This window comes from Ruminococcus sp. RTP21359st1_H3_RTP21359_211015 (genome assembly GCF_040909065.1).
GTDB lineage: Bacteria > Bacillota > Clostridia > Oscillospirales > Ruminococcaceae > Hominimerdicola > Hominimerdicola aceti.
Window position 1 is genome coordinate 26720 of record NZ_JBDGDD010000010.1, and the last position, 21134, is coordinate 47853.

Sequence of the window (21134 nt, forward strand, 5' to 3'; positions counted from 1 at the left end):
AAAATAGTATGAGATGTAGTATAATATTAAATTGAATTGGTGTATTTTTGCACCTAAGGCGTTGCCTTAATATTAAGAAAGGTCAGGGATTATATATGGATTTGAACATGGTCAAGTATCTGGCAGAGCTTAGCAAGCTGGAATATTCCGATAAAGAGCTTGCAGCCACAGCCGAGCAGATGACTGATATTATTGATCTTATGGATACCGTAAAGGAAATCGACATTACCTATGACGATCTCAAGGACAATCATGATGTTTACCTCAACGATCTGAGAAAAGACGAGGTCATCGAATCTATGCCTACTTCAAAGGTCCTTTCAAATGCAGTGAATACAAACAACTGCTTTGTAGTGCCTAAGGTCGTAGAGTAAATTTAACAGGAAGGTAGTGTGAAATTTGGACGTTTCTTCAATGAAAATCCGTGATATGCGTAAGGCTCTTGACAGTAAGGAAATTTCCGCTAAAGAGCTTGCACAGACATATTTTGAGAGAATAAAGAAATATGACGATAAGGTAAAGAGCTTTATCACTGTTACTGAGGAAAAGGCTCTGGAACAGGCTGAAAAGGCTCAGGGCGTTATCGATAAGGGCGAAGCAAAGGCTCTCACAGGAATACCTGTGGCAGTAAAGGACAATATTTGTACAGAGGGCGTAAAGACCACCTGTGCGTCAAAAATGCTTGAAAACTTTGTTCCGCCTTATAATGCGACTGTTATGGAAAAGCTCGACGCTGAGAATATCGTAATGCTCGGCAAGACTTCCATGGACGAGTTCGCAATGGGAGGCTCTACACAGACCTCCGCTTTTGCAAAGACAAAGAATCCTTATGATCTTGACCGTGTACCTGGCGGCTCATCAGGCGGATCTGCTGCGGCTGTCGCTGCGGGACTTGCACCTGTTGCTCTTGGTACTGATACAGGCGGATCTATCAGACAGCCTGCTGCTTTCTGCGGCGTAACAGGTATCAAGCCAACATACAGCAGAGTTTCAAGATTTGGTCTTGTGGCTTTCGCTTCATCTCTTGACCAGATAGGCTCTATCGGTCTTGACGCTCATGACTGTGCTATACTCCTTAACGAGATATGCGGTTATGACTTCCATGATGGCACAAGCTCAAAGCTTGAAGTGCCTGACTTCACCGCAAAGATAGGCGAGTCAATGAAGGGCATGAAGATAGCACTCCCTAAGGAGTTCTATGCAGAGGGCATCAATGATGAGGTAAAGGCTGCCGTTTTAAAGGCTGCTGAGGAATATAAGGCAATGGGCGCTGAGCTTATCGAGTGTTCAATGCCGTCGCTTAAGTATGCTGTTCCTTGTTATTATCTTCTTGCCTGCGCTGAGGCTGCATCTAACCTGTCAAGATATGACGGTATCAAGTATGGTCACAGAACGCTCACAGCCGACAGCTATGAGGAGCTTATAATCAAGTCACGTTCAGAGGGCTTCGGCGAGGAAGTAAAGAGAAGAATACTTCTTGGAAACTACTGCCTGTCAAGCGGATATTATGACGCTTACTACAGAAAAGCAATGGCTCTCAGACAGCTTATAAGAAAAGAATACAACGATATATTCGAGAAGTGCGACGTTATTCTTACGCCGACAACTCCTGCTGTTGCATACAGCCCTGAGATGACTTCCGACCCTGTTCAGATGTATCAGGCTGATATATGCACAGTTACAGTAAATATCGCAGGTCTGCCTGCAATATCAACTCCTTGCGGCTATGACAGCAAGGGTATGCCTATCGGTATGTCTGTTATAGGCAGAAAGTTCGACGAGGCAACTATCATCAAGACTGCCGACGCATACGAAAAGGGCTTCAAGCCTGTTGCGCCAAAGCTTTAAGGGAGGTAAGACAAATGGAAAAATGGAGAACGGTCATCGGCCTTGAGATCCACGCCGAGCTGCTTACCAAAACTAAGATCTTTTGTAATTGCTCCGCTGAGTTCGGCGGTGCGCCAAATACAAGATGCTGCCCTGTATGTACAGGTATGCCTGGTACTCTGCCTATCATCAATCAGCAGGCTGTAGAGTATGCTGTAAAGGCAGGATATGCGCTTAACTGCGGTATCAACAAGTTTTCAGTATTCGACAGAAAGAACTACTTCTATCCTGACCTGCCAAAGGCATATCAGATATCACAGCTTTACAGACCTATCGTAGGTCCTGGATATGTGCCTATCGAGGTGAACGGTCAGAAGAAGAACATCAGAATAAACCATATCCACCTTGAGGAAGACGCCGGTAAGCTCGTTCATGACGCTTTCAACGGAATCTCAATGGCTGACTATAACAGATGCGGTATCCCGCTTATCGAGATAGTTACTGAGCCTGATATAGCGTCAGCAGAAGAAGCTATGGCTTTCGTTGAGCAGATATCTCTGCTTTTACAGTATGCAGGCGTTTGCGACTGTAAAATGGAGCAGGGCTCACTGAGATGTGACGTTAATATCTCTCTTATGCGTCCTGACGCTACTGAGTTCGGCACTCGTGCGGAGATAAAGAACATCAACTCTATCAAGTCTGTTGGCAGAGCTATCAAGTATGAGGAAAAAAGACAGGCGCTTCTTCTTGAAGCAGGCAAAAAGGTCGTTCAGGAAACAAGACGTTACAACGCAAACAGAGATAAGACAACTTCAATGCGTACAAAGGAAAACGCTAACGATTATCGTTATTTCCCAGAGCCTGATATTCTTCAGGTAAACCTTACAGACGCTCAGCTTGATGAGATAAAGGCTAAGCTGCCTGAAATGCCAAGCAGCAGATTCAAGAGATACACTGAGGAATACGGTATTTCTGAGATAGACGCAAAAACGCTTATCCAAACAAAGATAATCTCAGATTTCTTTGAGAATGCACTTAAGAGATATAACAATCCTAAGAGCGTGGCTGTGTTCATTCTCGGCGAGTTTATGAGAAGAGTAAATCTGGGTGAGATAGATATAAACAACATCAGCTTTACTCCTGAGGAGTTCGCTGAGCTGGTTGAAATGGCTGACACTGAAAAGGTATCAAAGAACGACGCTAAGACCGTGTTCAGAGCAATGGTAGAAGAGGGCGGCAAGCCTATGGACATTGCAAAGAGCAAGGGTATGATAATCACTGTAGATACTGCAAAGGTCGAGGCAGGCGTTGACGAGATACTCGCCGCAAATGCCGCACAGGTAGAGCAGTATAAGAACGGTGAAACAAAGGTATTCGGCTTTATCATGGGTCAGTGTACAAAGGCTCTCAAGGGCGTTGCAACACCTAAGATAATCAAGGAAATTCTTGAAAGCAAGCTGAAAGCTGCCGCTGCAAGTGCCGCTGCTGACAATGAGAAGAAAGAGGACGTAAAGGACAACGTTATCGACACTTCAAAGCTCACAAAGTATGAGAACGCTGATAAGTATGTACCTGAAAATGACGGCAAAATGCTTATGATAGATACGGCTGACGTAAAGAAAGAGTTTATGATTGCTGACGCTAAGGCTAACATGGGCAAGGAAGTTGAGTTCTCAGGCTGTGTTCATAGAATAAAGAACATGGGCAGCATTGCGTTTATCGTAGTAAGAACTTCGAGAGACGTTATACAGACAGTTTACTCTGCCGATAATTGCAAGGATTCTATCGAGGGTCTGAGAGAAGGCTTCTTTGTAAATGTAAAGGGTATCGTTAAGGAAAATCCTAAGGACTTCAACGGCCTTGAAATAGAACTTGATTCTATCAAGCTTATCTCAACGAACGCCGCTGAGCTTCCTTTGAAGATATCACAGGGCAGACTTAACTGCACAATAGAAGTAAATCTTGACAACCGTGCAGCTTCACTGAGAAACCCTTATGAGAGAGCTATATTCAAGCTCCAGGAGGGTCTTGTTCAGGGTATGCACAAGTTCATGCAGGCAAACAACTTCACTGAGATACACTCGCCAAAGATTGTTGCTCAGGGTGCAGAGGGCGGCGCTAACATTTTCCGCCTTGACTATTTCGGTAAGTCTGCGTTCCTTAACCAGTCACCGCAGTTCTATAAGCAAATGGCTGTGGCATTCTTTGACAGAGTTTATGAGATAGCACCTGTATACAGAGCTGAAAAGCACGCTACTTCACGTCATATCAACGAGTATATCGGTCTTGATTTTGAAATGGGCTATATCGACAGTATGTATGACGTTATGAAAATGGAGATAGCAATGCTCAAGTCCATTTTCGAGTATATCAAGGAGAACTATCAGAACGAGTTGAAGATACTTGACGCTGACGTTCCTGAGATAAAGGAAGTTCCGTCTATCAAGTTTGCTGACGCTATCGAACTGCTGAGAGGCGGCGAGGGAAGCGGCAAGAAGTTCGATCTTGACCCTGAGGACGAGGTAAACCTCGGCAAGTATGCAAAGGAGAAGTACGATTCAGACTTTATCTTCGTTACACACTTCCCATCATCGAAGCCTCCGTTCTATGCAATGAACTCTAGGGAAGACCCAAGAGAAGCATACAAGTTCGATCTGTTGTTCAGAGGACTTGAGATAACCTCAGGCGGTCAGAGAATACACGATTATAACGAGCAGGTAGAGAAGATGAAGGCTCAGGGACTTGACCCTGATGATTTCAAGAACTATCTTGAGGCTCACAAGTATGGTCTGCCACCTCACGGTGGACTTGGTATCGGTCTTGAAAGACTTCTCATGAAGCTTCTTAACAAGAACAACATCAGGGAAACATCACTGTTCCCAAGAGATATCAACAGACTTCTTCCATAGTCTGCAAATATGTTTATCAAAGAACGGGCAGGTTTGTCCGTTCTTTTTTTGTATGGGCGACCTGAGGTCGTCGGCATATCGAATGTTCGTTTTATGTGATTTTGCGATAAGGCAAAAGTCGGTACGTCGGGGCTGTATAAAAGCAGAATATTTGTCCAATAAGAATAGTATAATTCATTGATTACTTATTCGGAGGACTGATATTCTTGAAAAAAATTCTTACTTTACTTATTTGTTTTTTGACCCTTTGCTCCTGCGGAGGTGAGGTAAATTCCCAGAGGGACAGGCTTGTGACTATGGAAAAAGCTTCGGTGATACCTGTGTGCGGAGAGAAAAACTACACTGATGTGGAAACGTCACACAAGCTTAATTATACTGTGCAGAAAGCTATATGGATATCCTATATTGACCTTGCTGATATGCTCACCGGGAAAAGTACCGAGGAGTTTCGTGAGAACTTTTCGCAGGCGTGCGACAACGCTTTGAGCATAGGTTGTAATACGCTGTATGTTCACGTCAGACCTTTCGGGGACGCTATATATGATTCGGAACTTTATCCTGCATCAAGATATATAACAGGCGTGGCAGGTGAGCAGAGTGACTTCGACCCGCTTGATATAATGATACAGACTGCACATGATAAGGGGCTTTCTTTTCACGCATGGATAAACCCTCTCAGGTGTGAGAATGAGGAATGTTTTCAGAATTATGACGATAGCTTTCTTCTGAAAAAGTGGTATGACGAGGGCGACGGCTACCTGGAACAGGTTGATGACGACAGCCATTTGTGGCTCGATCCTGCTTATGATGAGGTAAGACAGCTTATAGCAGAGGGTGCGGCGGAGCTTGCAGAAAATTATGATATTGACGGCTTACACTTTGACGATTATTTTTATCCCACAACGGCTGAGGACTTTGACGCACAGTGCTTTGCGGCTCAGACGGAGTTTGACGATCTGGCAAAATGGCGGCTGAACAATATCTCCCTTATGGTTGGGGAGATATACAGTGCGGTAAAAGCAGTGGATAAGGATATTCTGGTGGGAGTTTCACCTCAGGGAAATATGGAAAATAACTATGAGTATATGTACGCTGATGTGAAAAAGTGGTGCAGTGAGGAGGGGTATATAGACTATATCTGTCCGCAGATATACTTCGGTTATGAAAATTCTGTCAAGCCTTATGAGGATACCCTACAGCAATGGGCTGATATCTGCACAACTGATGTTACGCTGGTGGCAGGTCTGGGGGTATATAAGATAGACAGCGAGAGTGAATTTTCTGAAAATATCGGCATTATCGGCAGGCAGATAAATGATGCTGTAGTTAGTTATAACTACGCAGGAGCGGCGGTATACGGCTATGCAAGCTTGTTTGGTGGCAGTGATAGAGGTGTTCAGGAGCAGGAGTGTATCGAAATTGCTTTTGATAAACTTGATACATCTGTAAAATGATATGTGATATATAAATTATGGTATGTTAAATGTAAACAAATTGTGATATATTATTATAAAATTTATGGAAGTAAACAAAAAACTATTGAAATTTCTTTTTAAATATAGTATAATGTTATATGCTGTAAGGCGATAATAGAAAGTGTTTTTGTATTATTTGCCTAAAACAATATTATTTTGCTAATTATTCAGGGAGGGATTTTAGTGTACAAAATCGTAACAAGAAGACAGCTCAATGACGCTGTTGTTCTTATGGAGATCGACGCACCTTACATTGCCGCTAAGGCTGAGGCTGGTCAGTTCATCATCTACAGAGTTGATGAGAAGGGCGAGCGTGTTCCGCTCACTATCGCTGACTATGACAGAGAAAAGGGCACGATCACAATTATTTTCCAGGTGGTAGGTGCATCTACAACTGAGCTTGCAAGACTTAATGAGGGCGACTATATCCATGACGTTGTTGGTCCTCTCGGCGTTGCTACAGAGTATGACGAGGGTATCAAGAGAGTTGCAGTAGTAGGCGGAGGCGTTGGTTGTGCTATCGCTTATCCACAGGCTAAGAAGCTCCACAGCATGGGCGTTGAAGTTGACCTTATCGCAGGCTTCAGGAGCAAGGATATCGTTATTCTTGAAGATGAAATGGGCAAGGCTTCTTCACATCTTCATATCTGTACAGACGACGGTTCATACGGCTATCACGGATTTGTTACAAACAAGCTTCAGGAGCTTATTGACGGTGGTGCTAAGTTTGACGAGGTTATCGCTATCGGACCAGTTCCAATGATGAAGTTCGTTTGCAAGGTAACAAAGCCTTATGATATCAAGACTCTCGTTTCACTCAACCCTATCATGATCGACGGCACAGGAATGTGCGGCGGATGTCGTGTAACTGTTGACGGCAAGATCAAGTATGCTTGCGTTGACGGTCCTGACTTTGACGGTCAGAAGGTAGATTTCGACGAGCTTATGAGAAGAAACTCAACTTATAAGGAGCAGGAAAAGGCTCACTTGTGCAGACTTACTGGAGGTGTAAGATAATGGCTAATATGAGTTTGACAAAGACTCCTATCGCAGAGCAGGAGCCAAAGGTAAGAGCTAGAAACTTCAAGGAAGTTACTTTGGGTTACACCCCTGAGCAGGCTATAGAAGAAGCTCAGAGATGTCTTAACTGCAAGCACAAGCCTTGTATGACAGGATGTCCTGTAAGCGTTAGGATTCCTGAGTTTATCGCAAAGGTAGCAGAGGGCAAGTTTGAAGAAGCTTATGCCATCATCAAAACAACAAACGCTCTGCCGGCTGTTTGCGGACGTGTATGTCCACAGGAACATCAGTGCGAGGGCAAGTGTGTAAGAGGTATCAAGGGTGAGCCTGTTGGTATAGGCAGACTTGAGAGATTCTGTGCAGACTATATGATGGACAAGGCAGTTGCCGTAGAAAAGGCTGAACCAAACGGTCACAAGGTAGCTGTTGTCGGCGGTGGACCTTCAAGCCTTACAGTTGCAGGCGACCTTGCTAAGCTTGGTTATGACGTAACTATCTACGAGGCATTCCATACAGCAGGCGGCGTTCTTATGTATGGTATCCCTGAGTTCAGACTTCCAAAGGCTATCGTTCAGCACGAGATAGACAATCTGACAAACATGGGCGTACATATCATGACAAACATGGTTATCGGCAGAGTTCTTTCTATCGACGAGCTTATGGGCATGGGCTATGAAGCTGTATTCGTAGGTTCAGGCGCAGGTCTTCCAAGATTCATGGGTATCGAGGGCGAAGGTCTTGTAGGCGTTTACTCTGCTAACGAGTACCTTACAAGAATCAACCTTATGAAGGCATACAAGGACGATTATGAGACTCCTATCATGAAGTCTAAGAACGTAGCTGTAGTAGGTGGCGGTAACGTTGCTATGGACGCTGCTCGTTCTGCAATGAGACTTGGCGCTGAGCACGTTTATATCGTATACAGACGTTCAATGGACGAGCTTCCTGCAAGAAAGGAAGAAGTTCATCACGCTCAGGAAGAGGGCATCGAGTTCCTCGTTCTTAACAACCCTGTTAAGATAGTTGGCGACGAGAACGGTCATGTAAACGGCATGGAGTGCATCAAAATGGAGCTGGGCGAGCCTGACGCAAGCGGCAGAAGACGTCCTATCCCTATCGAGGGTTCAAACTTCATTCTTGACGTTGATACAGCTATCATGTCTATCGGTACATCACCTAACCCACTTATCAGAAGTACAACTCCTGGTCTTGAAACAAACGATCACGGCTGTCTTATCGTTGACGAGAACGAGTCAACAACTAAGGAAGGCGTTTACGCAGGCGGTGACGCTGTTACAGGCGCTGCTACTGTTATCCTCGCTATGGGTGCAGGCAAAAAGGCTGCTGCCGCTATCGACGAGTATATCAAGAACAAGAAATAATTTCTTGTAAATGAAAATTATTTGTTAAAAGGCTTGAAGTTTGTGCAAATATCTGATATACTAATATAGTATTATTAGATTTGGAGGTCTTTTGATGAATTTGTCAGCAATTATTTCAGTTTTGGCTGCTGAGCAGAGTTCACCTGCATCACTTGCCATGACTTTTATCCCACTGGTACTCATAATCGTGTTCTTCTATTTCTTTATTATCCGTCCGCAGAAAAAGCAGGATAAGAAAGACGCTGAAATGAGAGATAACCTTGAGATCGGTGACGAGGTCGTTACAAACGGCGGAATCGTTGGTATCGTGTTCTCTATCAAGGACGACACTGTTGTTATCGAAACAGGCGGCGACAGAAGTAAGATCCGTGTTAAAAAGTGGGCTATCGCTAAGAACGAAACAATTCATGACGGTGACGCAAAGTAAATATCGCTTTTAAGGGACGGGTAGTTTTATCCGTCCCTTTTTGTGTTCTTATTGTCCGTGGCTTTGAATATAATTTCTTTAGGATATTCAGTGTGGGGGTGCGGATATGAAAAACAACAGACTTTTCGGGGGCAGAAAGCTTTCTGTGCTGTCATCTACGGCAATTTCTGCCTGCGTGGGGTGCGGTGCGATATTTGTTGCTGTGCTTGCTTTTGCGTATGTTATCACTAAGATAGATGCCACCGATCTTATGCTGTCGGTGATGTCAACAGCGGCACTTGGTATCGGGGCGTATGCAGGGGGATATGTCTGCGGAAAAAGGCAACGTAGAAACGGTCTGCTGTCAGGTGTGCTGTGCGGAGTGTTCATTTTTCTTATCATTGTCATTCTCAGTGCACTGTTTTCAAAAGCAGCCGAAAGCTTTTCCGTGCCTGCAAAGCTTGTGCTTACCCTTGTGTGTGCAGGCGTAGGCGGAGTTGTAGGGGTAAATTCTAAAAGCAGTCGTTTTTGATAAGGATAAATATTTATACTGCATTAACTATTCGTTCATAAAACATGGTGGGATATGTGGTATAATTAGTGTAAATCAATTATTGGAGGTAAAATCCTATGAAACATATCAAGACGATCAATAAGGCTAATCTCAAGAAGACTGCTGCTAAGGGTGGCTGCGGCAAGTGTCAGGCATCATGTCAGTCAGCTTGCAAGACCTCCTGCACAGTTGCTAACCAGAAGTGCGAGAGAGAAGCTTAATATTCCGATCTTTCTGAGGCGTGCGAGCGTACACACGCCTTGCTAAAGGGACATTTTTATGTCCCTTTATTTTTGTATAAATTTGTATATGAATATAAATGCGAAAGGTGATTTTTAAATGATACACAAGTTTAAGCTTGGCGGCTTTAATGCACTGCTTGACGTGAACAGTGGCGGAGTACATATTATAGACGATCTGACATATGATTTGTTAGACAATGTTGAGCCGCCTTTTGAGGAGAAATGTCCTGAGGACGTTGTAAGAAAGCTGTCAAAGATGTATGACAGCAAGGATATCGAGGATTGTTATGAGGAGATAGTTTCTCTTTACAATGACAAGATATTGTTCAGCGAGGACGATTACGAGAAGTATGCCCTGTCTGCTGTGGCTTCACCTATCAAGGCGATGTGTCTGCATATCGCTCATGACTGTAACCTGAGATGTAAATATTGCTTTGCTTCAACAGGCGATTTCGGTCAGGGCAGAATGCTCATGGACTATGAAACAGGCAAGCGTGCTATAGATTTTCTTATAGAGCGTTCAGGAGACAGAAAATTTCTTGAGGTGGACTTTTTCGGCGGTGAGCCGTCACTGAATTTCGGTACGGTGGAAAAGCTTGTTGAGTATGCACGTTCACAGGAGGAGCCTCACAATAAAAAGTTCAGATTTACTGTTACCACAAATGGTGTACACCTCACTGACGAGATGATAGACTTCATCAACAAGGAAATGTACAACGTTGTTCTGTCTATCGACGGAAGAAAAGAAGTCAATGACAGAATGAGAGTGCGTGTTGACGGTTCAGGAAGCTATGACAGGATCATCCCTAATTTTAAGAAGCTTGTTGAGAAACGTCCTAAGAACAAGGATTGGTATGTAAGAGGCACTTACACAAAGTATAATCTTGACTTCTCAAATGATGTAATGCACCTTTATGATCTGGGATTCGACCAGATATCTGTTGAGCCTGTTATGGCTGACCCTAGCGAGCCTTATGCTATCACTGAGGCTGACCTGCCGAGGATCTTCAAGGAGTATGAGATACTTTCTGAGAAGATACAGAAGATAAGGGACGAGGGCAAGTTCATAAACTTCTTCCACTTTATGATAGACCTCGACCAAGGTCCTTGTGCGATAAAGAGACTTAGGGGCTGTGGAAGCGGTAACGAGTATGTTTCTGTTACTCCTGACGGCGATATTTATCCATGTCATCAGTTCGTTGGTATCACCGAGTTTAAAATGGGCAATCTCTATGACGGCACATTCAACGAGGAAATGAAAGATATGTTTGCTCACGCACACGTTTACAACAAGCCAGAGTGCAAAAAGTGCTGGGCAAAGTTCTATTGCAGTGGCGGTTGCAATGCAAACAACTACATTTACGCAGGTGATATCCACAATGCGCATAAGCTGTCATGTCAGATACAGAAGAAGCGTCTTGAATGTGCTATCATGATGAAGGCTGTTAAAATGCTCGACAGCGCAGAATGAATATAAATATTTTGTAAATTTCACGCATGGTAGCTTTTATGTACATTTATAAACTTAATATGTACAAAAACGTTTGAAGTTTAACAAAAAAATTATTGAATAATCGGTTTAAAAAGCACGGAATAACAAATGACGTTATTCCGTGCTTTCTGCTGTTATTACATAGTATGATAATGTCGAAAAATAGCAAAATGTGTCTGTCATATTAATAAGTATTAAGATAAATATAATGTATACTAAGCTGGTAGCTTATTGACAAAGTGGGTCGAATTTAGTATAAGATTGACATAAACAAAAGGTGCTTGGCGGTCATGTTACCGCAAATCGGCTATAACGAGCGCCCTCTGTATCGGACAGGATAAACCGACAAATTATTATGAAAAGGACGAAGAGATATGAAAACTAATGAAAAGAAGAATACTTCTGCTAAGAAGAAACTTATACCTGCAGTTGCAATGCTCACAACTTCCGCTGTAATGCTTTCTACTGCTACTTACGCTTGGTTTACGATGAGCAGAGAAGTTGAAGTAACAGGAATTAAGCTTACTGCTACAACTCCACAGACAATAGAAGTTTCACTTGGTAAGGCTACGGCAGGTGCTACAATTACGAGCAAAACTGAGGCAACTGAACCTGGCGATGATGAAAAATTGTGGTCAAACAAGGCAGCTACAAGCTCTGTATATGCAAGCTTTGGTAAGCTTATCCCTGCTTCATCAACGGACGGAACAAATCTCTATTATACAACAAAAGCTAAGGAGAATGGTAAGTCTGTTGATATAACAGGTGCGAATGCTTTTACACAGGCTACTGAAAATAACAATGCTGGTTGGACATTCCAAACTGCTGGAGCTTCTTCTGAAACAGAAAGCAATCTTACTGCAGATACAAAAGGTGAGGGTTACTATCTAGATATCCCTGTTTGGTTTAGAACTACAAATGTTGAAGATGTAAAGCTTGGTGTTGATGTTACTGTTGAAGACCCTAATAAGGATAATGATGACACTAAGGGTGACTTGTATAAAGCAACTCGTGTGGCTATATTGAATGAGGATAGAAGTGCTGCTAATGGTGGAGTTTTCCTTGGCGCAGAAACTGATGTAGACACAGGATATTATAAGAAAAAAGCAGTTAGGGCTAATACAGGAACAAGCGAAAATGATTATTATGGCACTGTAACAGTTGCAAAGGAAGTAACTGCAAATACAGCAGGACAGGTTACAAATAGTGATTCAACTGAGGTTGCAAATGTAACTGGAGTTGGCACTGGAAAGACAGGTTACAGCACTCCTGCTAAGTATTATATCCGTGTATGGCTTGAGGGTGAAGATGTAAACTGCTGGAATGTAAATGCTGGACAGAGCTTTAACGTAGATTTGAAATTCTATGACCTTTCAAACACAGGCACAGGTGTTTAATCCATAACAATAAAACAAAAAAGACGCCGAAGAAATTCGGCGTTTTTTGGTAAATGGGCATAAAAAATAATTTTCCATATTTGGGGAAATCTCCCGATTTTTCTTTGCTTTTTGTCGAAATTATGCTATAATGATATATTTGAACAGGAAAGGAAGTGACTTGCTTTGAACGGTAATTCAACAGTTGACGGCGTTCGTGCCGTGGAGCTTTTCTATAGACCTATAAAAAATACCGACAGTGGCAGGGTCACTTTTTTGCAGTCGCAAACAAGGCTCAATTCTCCTGCTATGGGTACGCTCATGCCTGCGGATTATCTCCCTGTGGCTCAGCTTTCCGACCGATGTGTTAGCATTTTCAAGCTTGCTTTCGTTCAGCTTTTGCAGGCTTTGGGCAAGTTTCACGAAAGGGAAGTTGACGTTGATTGGGCAAGCGTGTTCATGCCTGCAAGATTTTTAAGGCAGACGGAAGCTCCGAGAGTTGTGGCAGATTATTGCGATAAGTTCGGCGTGAAGTATGAGCGTGTCTGCTTTGAGTTGTTGCCTGATGTGCTTGATGAAGCTGACAGCACAGCGGCAGATAACGTGGCTCTTATGAGAAGACAGGGCTTTCATTTTCTGCTTACAGGCTTCGGCACTGAGGGCTTTAAAATGCTTAAGACTGCTGAGTTCAAGGTAGATAATATCATGCTTGACGGCTCAGTGGCTCAGGTTCTTGGTAAGAGCGACAGGTATGATACCTGCGTGAACTCTCTGCTGAATTTCGTTTTTGACCTTAATGCTGAGGTCATAGCTGACGGAATTACTGATGATAAGCAGGTGAAACAGCTCAGCGGTATGCAGTGCCTTTACTATTCGGGAGAAAATGCAGGAAAATATATTGCGGAAAGATACGTTCGCAATAGAAATGAGTAATAAACGGGTGATACGGTTTTGGACGGTAAAAATATAGATAAAAATACAAGAGTAGTCGATACCCTTGCACTTCGCAGGACCGCCAAGGAAGCTAAAAGCTATGTGGTATTGATGAGATTGCTTAAAATACTTGCCATTATACTTATCGCTATCGTGGCGGCGGCTTATGCGGTGTCTTATTTTTACGACAAGTATGGTAGCTTTACAGTTAAGATAAGTAAGTATGATATGATAAATCAGGGGCTTACTCTTTCGGAAACTCCTGACTATACCACGAGCAATTCAAGGCTCAATGCGGATATCCTCTATGATATGACAAATATCAGTGGCGAAGATCTCCCTGATAATATCGACAAGATAAACGGCAGCCATAATGGCGAGGGGTATATAGCTTATACTTTCTATCTCATAAATTCCGGTAAAGACACACTTAGCTATGACAGCGAAATGACTATCGAGAACGTCACGAACGGTGTTGATGAAGCTATCAGAGTGGAGCTTTTCGTGAATGGCGAGAAAACCGTTTATGGTAAAACAAAGTCTGACGGCAGCGGTAAGGAAAGCGATTGTGATAAGGAGTTCGCCTCCTCTACTGAGGTCATGAAGGACCGACGTGAAAAGCTTGGTCCTGGTGAGAAAGACAAGTATACAGTAGTCATATGGCTTGAGGGAAATGACCCTGATTGTGTTGACAAAATAATCGGTGGCACAATGAAGCTTGGTATGAATTTCAAGATCGTTGAAACAACTTAAAGAATTAGAAGGGAGGAAGCCTCGGGTTTCCGAGGTTTTGAATTATGAAAAAAGCTTTGAAGATCGTTTTTAATGTTATCGCATGGGTGGTGCTTATCTTTGCACTGCTTATAACAATTCTCGTGTTCTCGTCTGATAAGAATAATGGTACGGCAAGTCTGCTGGGATATGTCCCGCTCACAGTTGAATCTGACTCAATGAAGCCAACTTTCAAAAAAGGCGACCTTATTATCTCAAAGGAAATAGACGATATCAATTCTCTGAAAAAGGGCGACGTTATCACTTTCTGGACTCTTATAAAGGGCCAAAAGGTGAAGAATACCCACCGTATCGCAGAGGTACTCAATGATAACGGCTCTGTAGGCTTTATCACACGAGGCGATGCTAATAACGTAGATGATACATACACTGTTTATGCAGGTGATATAATCGGTCAGTGGAAAGGTGCGAAAATAGGCGGTTTCGGCAAGGTAATGGATTTTCTCAGAACAAAAACGGGATTTTTCATTTGCATACTTTTGCCGATAGCACTGTTTTTCCTCTTTGAGCTTTATAAGCTTATCGCAACCATAATCGAGATAAAGCGTCCTGCTATCACAGAGAGCGATGAGGAAGAAATAAAAAGACGTGCAGTTGAGGAATACCTTGCACAGCAGAAGAAAAAGGAAGATGAAAATGCACAGCAGGAGAAAAATGACAAATAACTGCTGCTTGGGTGATACATTATGAATGGATTTCTGAAATGGTTTTTTGTTTTCATGTCGTCAATGCTTGCAGGCTTTGGGCAGATCTTCAAGGGTCTGTGGAACGGCATAAAACAGATCTTCAATATAAAAAACTACATAAGGATATTCAAGACCTACTCGGCAGACTTTGGTGCGCTGGGCTGGGTACTTTCTGTGCTTGCAATTATCGTTGTTGTGGCTATCTTTGTGCTTATTATTTTTATGATAGTTCTTGCTGTGAGAAAGTACATAAGATTCAGACACTCTATCGTCAGCAACGAGGATCTTATCGAAGAAATATCTGACCTGCAGCGTCAGGTGGTCAAAATGACCAAGGAAAAAGATGAGATCATGGCAATGAAGGTGGCTCAGCTTGGCGTATATGATAACACCGCTCTTGCAGAGGGCGAGCAGATGCCTGCACAGGGCGAAGTTCAAACCATTGTGGACGGCGTTGTTCAGACTGCCGACTGCCGTTTTTCAAAGCTTATCGAGGTGGACAATTTCTACAAGACATACGAGCCGCCTGCTTACAATAATGACATCACCCTTAGCGGTATCTGCGAAGCATACAGAAACTTTGCCTGCTCAAGAATGCACCTTTATTATGACATAAAAACTATCCGACTTTTCATTGCTGGCATGGCTTCAACAAAGCTCATTATCCTGCAAGGTATCTCTGGTACAGGTAAAACATCATTGCCGTATTCATTCGGTAAGTTCTTGCAGAAAGATACCACTATTGCTTCTGTTCAGCCGTCATGGCGTGACAGAACTGAGCTTTTTGGCTATTTCAACGAGTTCACGAAGAACTTTAATGAAACAGAAGTCCTCAAAAGAATTTATTCTTCTGAATACAATGACGATGTAAACTTCATACTCCTCGACGAGATGAACATTGCGAGAGTGGAATATTACTTTGCAGAAATGCTCTCGATTCTTGAAATGCCTGATCCTGCCGAGTGGGAGCTTGATCTTGTTCCTAATGTGTGGAGTACTGACCCTGTTCGCCTTGATAAGGGCAAGCTGCGTATTCCGCAGAACATTTGGTATATCGGTACTGCCAACAACGACGATTCCACGTTCACTATCTCAGATAAGGTATACGATCGTGCACAGCCTATCAATCTTGACGCAAAGGGAGTTGCCTTTGACGCACCTGACACGCCGCCTATGAATTTAAGCTTTGAACATCTTGATACACTCTTCAAGGAAGCTTTTCAAATGTATCCCGTTTCACAGGACAGTCTGAAAAAGATCCAGCAGCTTGACCTGTGGGTAATTGAAAAGCTGAGAGTGGCTTTCGGTAACCGTATACTTAAACAGATGAACTTGTTTGTTCCTGTATATGTTGCCTGCGGTGGCGAGGAGCTTGACGGCATTGACTATGTGCTTGCCACAAAGATATTCAGAAAATTTGAGTCGCTTAATTTGGCAATGCTAAGAGAAGAGCTGAAAGAGCTTTGCACCTATATGCTGAAGCTTTTTGGCAGAAACACCATGAAAGAATCTATCGCATATCTTGAAAGATTGCAGAAACTGTACTAAAATTTGTACTCATAAACTTTGAGAGGAGGGACGGGCATGAGCGAATACAACGAACAGCGTGCGGCTTTTGACAAAGCTGTAAAGACGTTTGACGGCAATAACAGCTTTGCGGCAGCCCGTGCCTTGCTTCTTTCAGGCGAAAAAACTGTATCTTTTAATCGTAAGATAATCGAGAAGAATATAGATTCGTCCTGGCTCACAGAGATAGAAAAAGCTCTGCCACATCTTGATACGGTAATAAGAAATCCCAGAAACACCATTAAAGAAGTGGAAGAGATCGTGCCTATCGCTATGTCAAGGAAGATAACGGTAGAGTCCATAAAACATCTGGGACAGCACACCGATCTTATTCAGGATATCGACAAAAAGACCGGAAAGATAACTCCGTCAAAGATACTCAACATTCATAAAGAGGAAACTCTCGATACATATGAAAATAGATTTGTAAATACCCTTATCGACAGGCTATACATTTTTATAAATATAAGATACAATAAGCTTGTCCAGACCGCAGAGGCGCAGGAGGCTTATTCTTTTAATTACGATACCGTGGCTGACAGCGGCGACGGCAGAAAGGTCAACATTAGTTTTAAGATAGAAACTGTTGACAGTCTTGTCGGCGGCAGCAAGGATACTGACGTTTGGGCAAGGCTTGAAAGGGTCAAAAAGGCTATCGAGGGCTATAAAGGCTCAGTGCTTTGTACCACTCTTGGCAACGCTTTTATCAGACCGCCTGTTATGAGAACAAACGCTATAACTAAAAATGTGGACCTTATGGCGTGTCTTACCCTTTGGCAGTTTATCGAAAGCTACGATAAGGCAGGCTACGAGGTCAACGTTTCTGATACTGCACAAAGACCTGATGATTCTTATATCGAGGATATATATGGTCTGACCGCGATGAACTATATGCTTTTCCGCTCCTATACCCATGGGGCAGACAAGTCGGAGGAGCTTAAAACCATAAAGAGCAAGACCCTCGCACCAAAGGTTGTCAGGCGTTTTGATAAGCAGACGTCTGATAAATATGATGTCATAGTTGGCGAGGGTGAACAAAGTAGTGCAGGTAAGACAGATATGGGTATGACTGCCGAAGAGGCAGGGAACCTTACGGCAGAGCTTGACCGTATAGTTGAGATAGAAAAGCAGTTTCTCAAAGACGAGGAAGACCGTAAGAGGGCTGAGGAGCTTGCGGCTGCAGAAGCTGAAAGAAAGCGTGCCGAGCAGGAGGAACTGGAGCGTCAGCGGCGTGAGGAAGAAGAGCGCATAAGGCTGGAGCATGAGGAAGCTGAACGCAGAAGATTGGAGCTTATCCAAAAACAGCAGGCGGAGCAGGCTGCAAGAGAAAAGGCGGAGCGTGAGGAACGTGAACGCCGTGAAAAAGAGGAAGAGATCAAGCATATCGCAAGACGCAAAAGGCAAATGGAAGAGCGCCAACGCCGTGAAGAGGAGCAGCGTGTCCGTGAGGAAAGAGCTAGGATCCGAGAGGAGAAAAAGCTCGTCCGCAGCAGCCTTGGATCTGCTATGGATCAGCAGATCAGCACGAATGAAGAAGCCGTGTCTTCAAGCTTTGTGTCAGAGTATGAGTCCCCTGAGATCGCTGCAAAAAAGGCGAAAGAAGCACAACAGCAGCGTGAGCAGGAACGTCGTGAGCGTGAACGTGCTGAGCGTCTTAAAGCTGAACGTGAAAGCTTTGAAAATAAAAATATCAATGAGATATTTAAAGAATATTCCAAAAATCCATACTACATGGCAAAACGTGGCATAACATATGTTCTGGCTCACGCATTTGGGATCATACCTGTTGTGACGGATAATCCGGACTATATCAGAATGCTCAAAGTCAAGAAGGAAAAAGAACTGGCTGAGGCAGAGAGAAAACGTGCAGAGCGTGAAATTGAGATTATCTATGAAAAATATGCTCCGTATCTGAAATATTATGTAAAGAGGCGTATCAAAAACAGGCAGTTTAAAAAGAGAAAACGTCTTGAGCGAAAGAACAGACCGCCAAGACCATATATTCCGCCACAGCGCACCGCTGAGGAGCAGAAAGCTATCGACACTGAAATGAAACGACTCTATAAGGAGTATCATGTTTCAGCAGTTGGCAGAATGGCAAGGCATTTGAAAGAGAAATATAGAAAACAATAACACGGAGGGAGAGTCGTTATCATCGGCAAGGCGTTGAGGATAGTAAAAATAGCTTTGACAATACTTGGCTCTGCTGTGTTTGCGGCACTGCTGAGTGTGACGGTGTACATAATGGTCTGCGGCTGTATCGGCAAAACAGCAAGCATTTTTGGTTACAGCGTACTGAAGGTCGTGAGCGGAAGTATGGAGCCGTCTATACATGAGGGTGACTATATTTACATCAAAAGGACGGATACTGACAGCTTAAAGGCAGGGGATATCATTTCGTTCTACTCTCAAGATGATAGTATTAAAGGCGAGATAAATACTCACAGGATATCTGAGGTTTTGAGCGACGGCACTTTTGTTACTAAAGGCGATGCTAACAAAATAGAGGACAGCGTGACGGTGCAAAAAGTCAGCATTATTGGAAAATACTATGGAAAGCTCAGATTTTTCAAGTGGCTTGGGTCATTTGCATCAACCAAGAAGCTCCTCATACTGTTTGTGATAATCCCAACAGTTTGCATGGCGGTGTATGAGGTAAAAACTATCGCTGAGATAAAAATATATTCAAACCGTGAGGAAGCCTTGAAAGCGGCTGAGAAAGAAAAGGAAAAGCTTATGCGTGAGGCTGTTGAAAAAGAAGTTCAGCGGCTGAAAATGCAGGAAAACGAGAAAAAGGAGGCGAACAGCTTTGAATCAGGAAAAGATAATGAAGGCTAAAATGATAACGGCTATCGTTATTTGTATTGCGGCAATTGCAGGGCTGTTCGTTTTTATCGGGCTTTATATGGACAAGTCCGAGAAAGTCAGAAAGACTTACATCGCTAAGTATATGGAAAATCTGTCTGCCGCTTCTGAGGAGATAGACACTTATCTTGAAAGCGGCAAGGATCTTCCAACGAGATATAACATGATACTTTCGGATATGGGTGCGGCAAGGTCGCTGGTATTTCTTATCGACGATTACACTGATGAGCAGAAAGCAATAAACGAACTGCATTACTGCTTTGTTAAATATCCTGAGCAGATGCAGGGCAAGCTTGAGGACGTAAAAAAAGCACTTGACCATATCACCGAAAATCTTGACAAAGGCTATAGGGAAGTCAACGAGATAGTTGATTCGGTTGATAAAATGGGAAATTAATGCAAGGAGGACAATAACGTGAGCAGTAAAGGGCAGCTTAAAAGAGAAATAAAGAAATGCAGACTTACTATCGAGGAGATAGAGCGTAAGAGATCACGTTCACAATCAGCACTTGTTCAGGCAATTCTTTTGCAGGAAGAGCCTAACGAAATGGACGTTGAGTGGTTCAACAAATACACAGGCGAGATAACCGCTTGCAGAAACCACATGATAGAATTGCAGAAAGAGCTTGACTCGATGAAATAATGGAGGTCGCCAAAGTGGCTGAGCATAAAGTGATAGAGAAAGCAGACAGCGAGGAAGAAAAGAAGAAACGCAAACTGCTTATTATAAAAATAATACCAGTTGCAGTGCTGGCATTTATACTTATTGCGGTCAGTCTGGCTTGGTTTACCATTGATAAAGCCCTTGATCTTGATTCATTTGGAATGAAAAGCGTAGATTCGCCATTTGAACTGAAAACAGTAGTCAGTGCCAATGTGCTTAAAGCTGAGATACTTGACAGCAATGACTACTCTAAGGTGTCTGATGGAAGCAACATCACTTCTGACGAGAACAAAAAGATCTACTGGCTTCTTGATGAAGAAAGCGGTATGACGAATGGTATTAATCCTGGTAGTCATGGAAAGCTTACTTTTTATGTTGTCCCGAACCAGTCGGGAGAAATGGAGATACAGTTCAAGTTGAGTATCACAGGGTATGCAGAGAATAAAAACGAAGACGCTGTTTCTTATGAAAAGGTTACTGAAGAAGAAGTAACTAGATTTATGAATGGACATATCATGTTTTTTGAGAAATATGATGAGAACAATCACACATATTCCGATTTTCTTCATGATGAAACATTCACAAGGACGTTTAAAGATTGTAAAGTAAACGTTCCGCAGGAAGTGAACGTATATTGGGTGTGGCCGAACACGCTTGGTCAGATACTAATGAAAAGCACAGATGAAAATCTGACAGAGAAAAATGTGCTGTTTGATGATGGCAGTAAAGAACGTTTGAATTGTGCGGAATATATAAAGGGTAATTTAAGCTTGTTCTTGTCAGGTGATGTAGATAAAGAACAAAATAAAACAGTTATTGAGAAAATACTTAATGGTGATAAATACAGCACAGCACAGTTATCATCACTAAGCTCCATGTATAATGACGCTGACGAAAAGATAGGTACAAAGGTGCAATATATCCTTGTTGAACTAAACGTATAGAT

At 42.9% G+C, this 21134-nt stretch carries 20 protein-coding genes; all 20 read left to right on the forward strand.

Annotation, left to right across the window (positions count from 1 at the left end; translation table 11 throughout):
* The first annotated feature begins 95 nt into the window (after window positions 1-95).
* Window positions 96-374 carry an Asp-tRNA(Asn)/Glu-tRNA(Gln) amidotransferase subunit GatC gene (gatC, locus tag AB5Z01_RS05825; protein WP_038671608.1) on the forward strand — a complete coding sequence of 93 codons (279 nt, stop codon included), beginning with the start codon at window positions 96-98 and terminating at the stop codon, window positions 372-374.
* 40 nt (window positions 375-414) lie between these two features.
* Window positions 415-1848, forward strand: coding sequence for an Asp-tRNA(Asn)/Glu-tRNA(Gln) amidotransferase subunit GatA (gene gatA, locus AB5Z01_RS05830; RefSeq protein ID WP_117856442.1), 1434 nt, complete (start codon window positions 415-417; stop codon window positions 1846-1848).
* A 14-nt stretch (window positions 1849-1862) separates the two neighbouring features.
* Window positions 1863-4736 carry an Asp-tRNA(Asn)/Glu-tRNA(Gln) amidotransferase subunit GatB gene (gene gatB, locus AB5Z01_RS05835; protein WP_353805444.1) on the forward strand — a complete coding sequence of 958 codons (2874 nt, stop codon included), beginning with the start codon at window positions 1863-1865 and terminating at the stop codon, window positions 4734-4736.
* Window positions 4737-4942: 206 nt separating this feature from the next.
* Window positions 4943-6190, forward strand: a complete 1248-nt coding sequence (locus AB5Z01_RS05840) for a glycoside hydrolase family 10 protein (RefSeq protein WP_368365377.1) — start codon at window positions 4943-4945, stop codon at window positions 6188-6190.
* A gap of 204 nt (window positions 6191-6394) precedes the next feature.
* Window positions 6395-7228, forward strand: coding sequence for a sulfide/dihydroorotate dehydrogenase-like FAD/NAD-binding protein (locus AB5Z01_RS05845; RefSeq protein WP_046440370.1), 834 nt, complete (start codon window positions 6395-6397; stop codon window positions 7226-7228).
* Window positions 7228-8613 carry an NADPH-dependent glutamate synthase gene (gene gltA / locus AB5Z01_RS05850; RefSeq protein ID WP_038671613.1) on the forward strand — a complete coding sequence of 462 codons (1386 nt, stop codon included), beginning with the start codon at window positions 7228-7230 and terminating at the stop codon, window positions 8611-8613. The genes AB5Z01_RS05845 and gltA overlap by 1 nt, the downstream gene beginning before the upstream one ends.
* Before the next feature lie 94 nt (window positions 8614-8707).
* On the forward strand, window positions 8708-9040 hold the full coding sequence (gene yajC / locus AB5Z01_RS05855; protein ID WP_022287272.1) for a preprotein translocase subunit YajC: 333 nt from the start codon (window positions 8708-8710) through the stop codon (window positions 9038-9040).
* A 106-nt stretch (window positions 9041-9146) separates the two neighbouring features.
* On the forward strand, window positions 9147-9551 hold the full coding sequence (locus AB5Z01_RS05860) for a TIGR04086 family membrane protein (RefSeq protein ID WP_117897578.1): 405 nt from the start codon (window positions 9147-9149) through the stop codon (window positions 9549-9551).
* A 98-nt stretch (window positions 9552-9649) separates the two neighbouring features.
* The gene (scfA, locus tag AB5Z01_RS05865) at window positions 9650-9793 is read left to right on the forward strand and encodes a six-cysteine ranthipeptide SCIFF (protein WP_013498654.1); all 144 of its coding nucleotides are present in this window, start codon (window positions 9650-9652) and stop codon (window positions 9791-9793) included.
* A 118-nt stretch (window positions 9794-9911) separates the two neighbouring features.
* Entirely contained in the window at window positions 9912-11285 is a 1374-nt protein-coding gene (scfB, locus tag AB5Z01_RS05870; protein ID WP_022287270.1) for a thioether cross-link-forming SCIFF peptide maturase, read from the forward strand.
* A gap of 395 nt (window positions 11286-11680) precedes the next feature.
* Complete coding sequence (locus AB5Z01_RS05875; protein WP_287214603.1) at window positions 11681-12703, forward strand: hypothetical protein; 1023 nt, start codon at window positions 11681-11683, stop codon at window positions 12701-12703.
* A 165-nt stretch (window positions 12704-12868) separates the two neighbouring features.
* Complete coding sequence (locus tag AB5Z01_RS05880) at window positions 12869-13615, forward strand: EAL domain-containing protein (protein WP_117863732.1); 747 nt, start codon at window positions 12869-12871, stop codon at window positions 13613-13615.
* An 18-nt stretch (window positions 13616-13633) separates the two neighbouring features.
* Window positions 13634-14368: a hypothetical protein gene (locus AB5Z01_RS05885; protein WP_287214601.1), complete on the forward strand. Its 735-nt coding sequence runs from the start codon at window positions 13634-13636 to the stop codon at window positions 14366-14368.
* A 44-nt stretch (window positions 14369-14412) separates the two neighbouring features.
* On the forward strand, window positions 14413-15072 hold the full coding sequence (locus AB5Z01_RS05890) for a signal peptidase I (RefSeq protein ID WP_302413865.1): 660 nt from the start codon (window positions 14413-14415) through the stop codon (window positions 15070-15072).
* Between the two features lie 21 nt (window positions 15073-15093).
* Entirely contained in the window at window positions 15094-16641 is a 1548-nt protein-coding gene (locus AB5Z01_RS05895) for a hypothetical protein (RefSeq protein ID WP_267301537.1), read from the forward strand.
* 36 nt (window positions 16642-16677) lie between these two features.
* On the forward strand, window positions 16678-18792 hold the full coding sequence (locus AB5Z01_RS05900; protein ID WP_368365378.1) for a DUF2357 domain-containing protein: 2115 nt from the start codon (window positions 16678-16680) through the stop codon (window positions 18790-18792).
* Window positions 18793-18846: 54 nt separating this feature from the next.
* On the forward strand, window positions 18847-19497 hold the full coding sequence (locus AB5Z01_RS05905; RefSeq protein ID WP_288970632.1) for a signal peptidase I: 651 nt from the start codon (window positions 18847-18849) through the stop codon (window positions 19495-19497).
* Window positions 19469-19921: a hypothetical protein gene (locus AB5Z01_RS05910; RefSeq protein ID WP_368365379.1), complete on the forward strand. Its 453-nt coding sequence runs from the start codon at window positions 19469-19471 to the stop codon at window positions 19919-19921. Before AB5Z01_RS05905 ends, AB5Z01_RS05910 begins: the two co-directional genes overlap by 29 nt.
* 18 nt (window positions 19922-19939) lie before the next feature.
* Window positions 19940-20167: a hypothetical protein gene (locus AB5Z01_RS05915; protein ID WP_022286677.1), complete on the forward strand. Its 228-nt coding sequence runs from the start codon at window positions 19940-19942 to the stop codon at window positions 20165-20167.
* Between the two features lie 14 nt (window positions 20168-20181).
* The gene (locus tag AB5Z01_RS05920; RefSeq protein WP_368365380.1) at window positions 20182-21132 is read left to right on the forward strand and encodes a hypothetical protein; all 951 of its coding nucleotides are present in this window, start codon (window positions 20182-20184) and stop codon (window positions 21130-21132) included.
* Window positions 21133-21134: the final 2 nt, after the last annotated feature.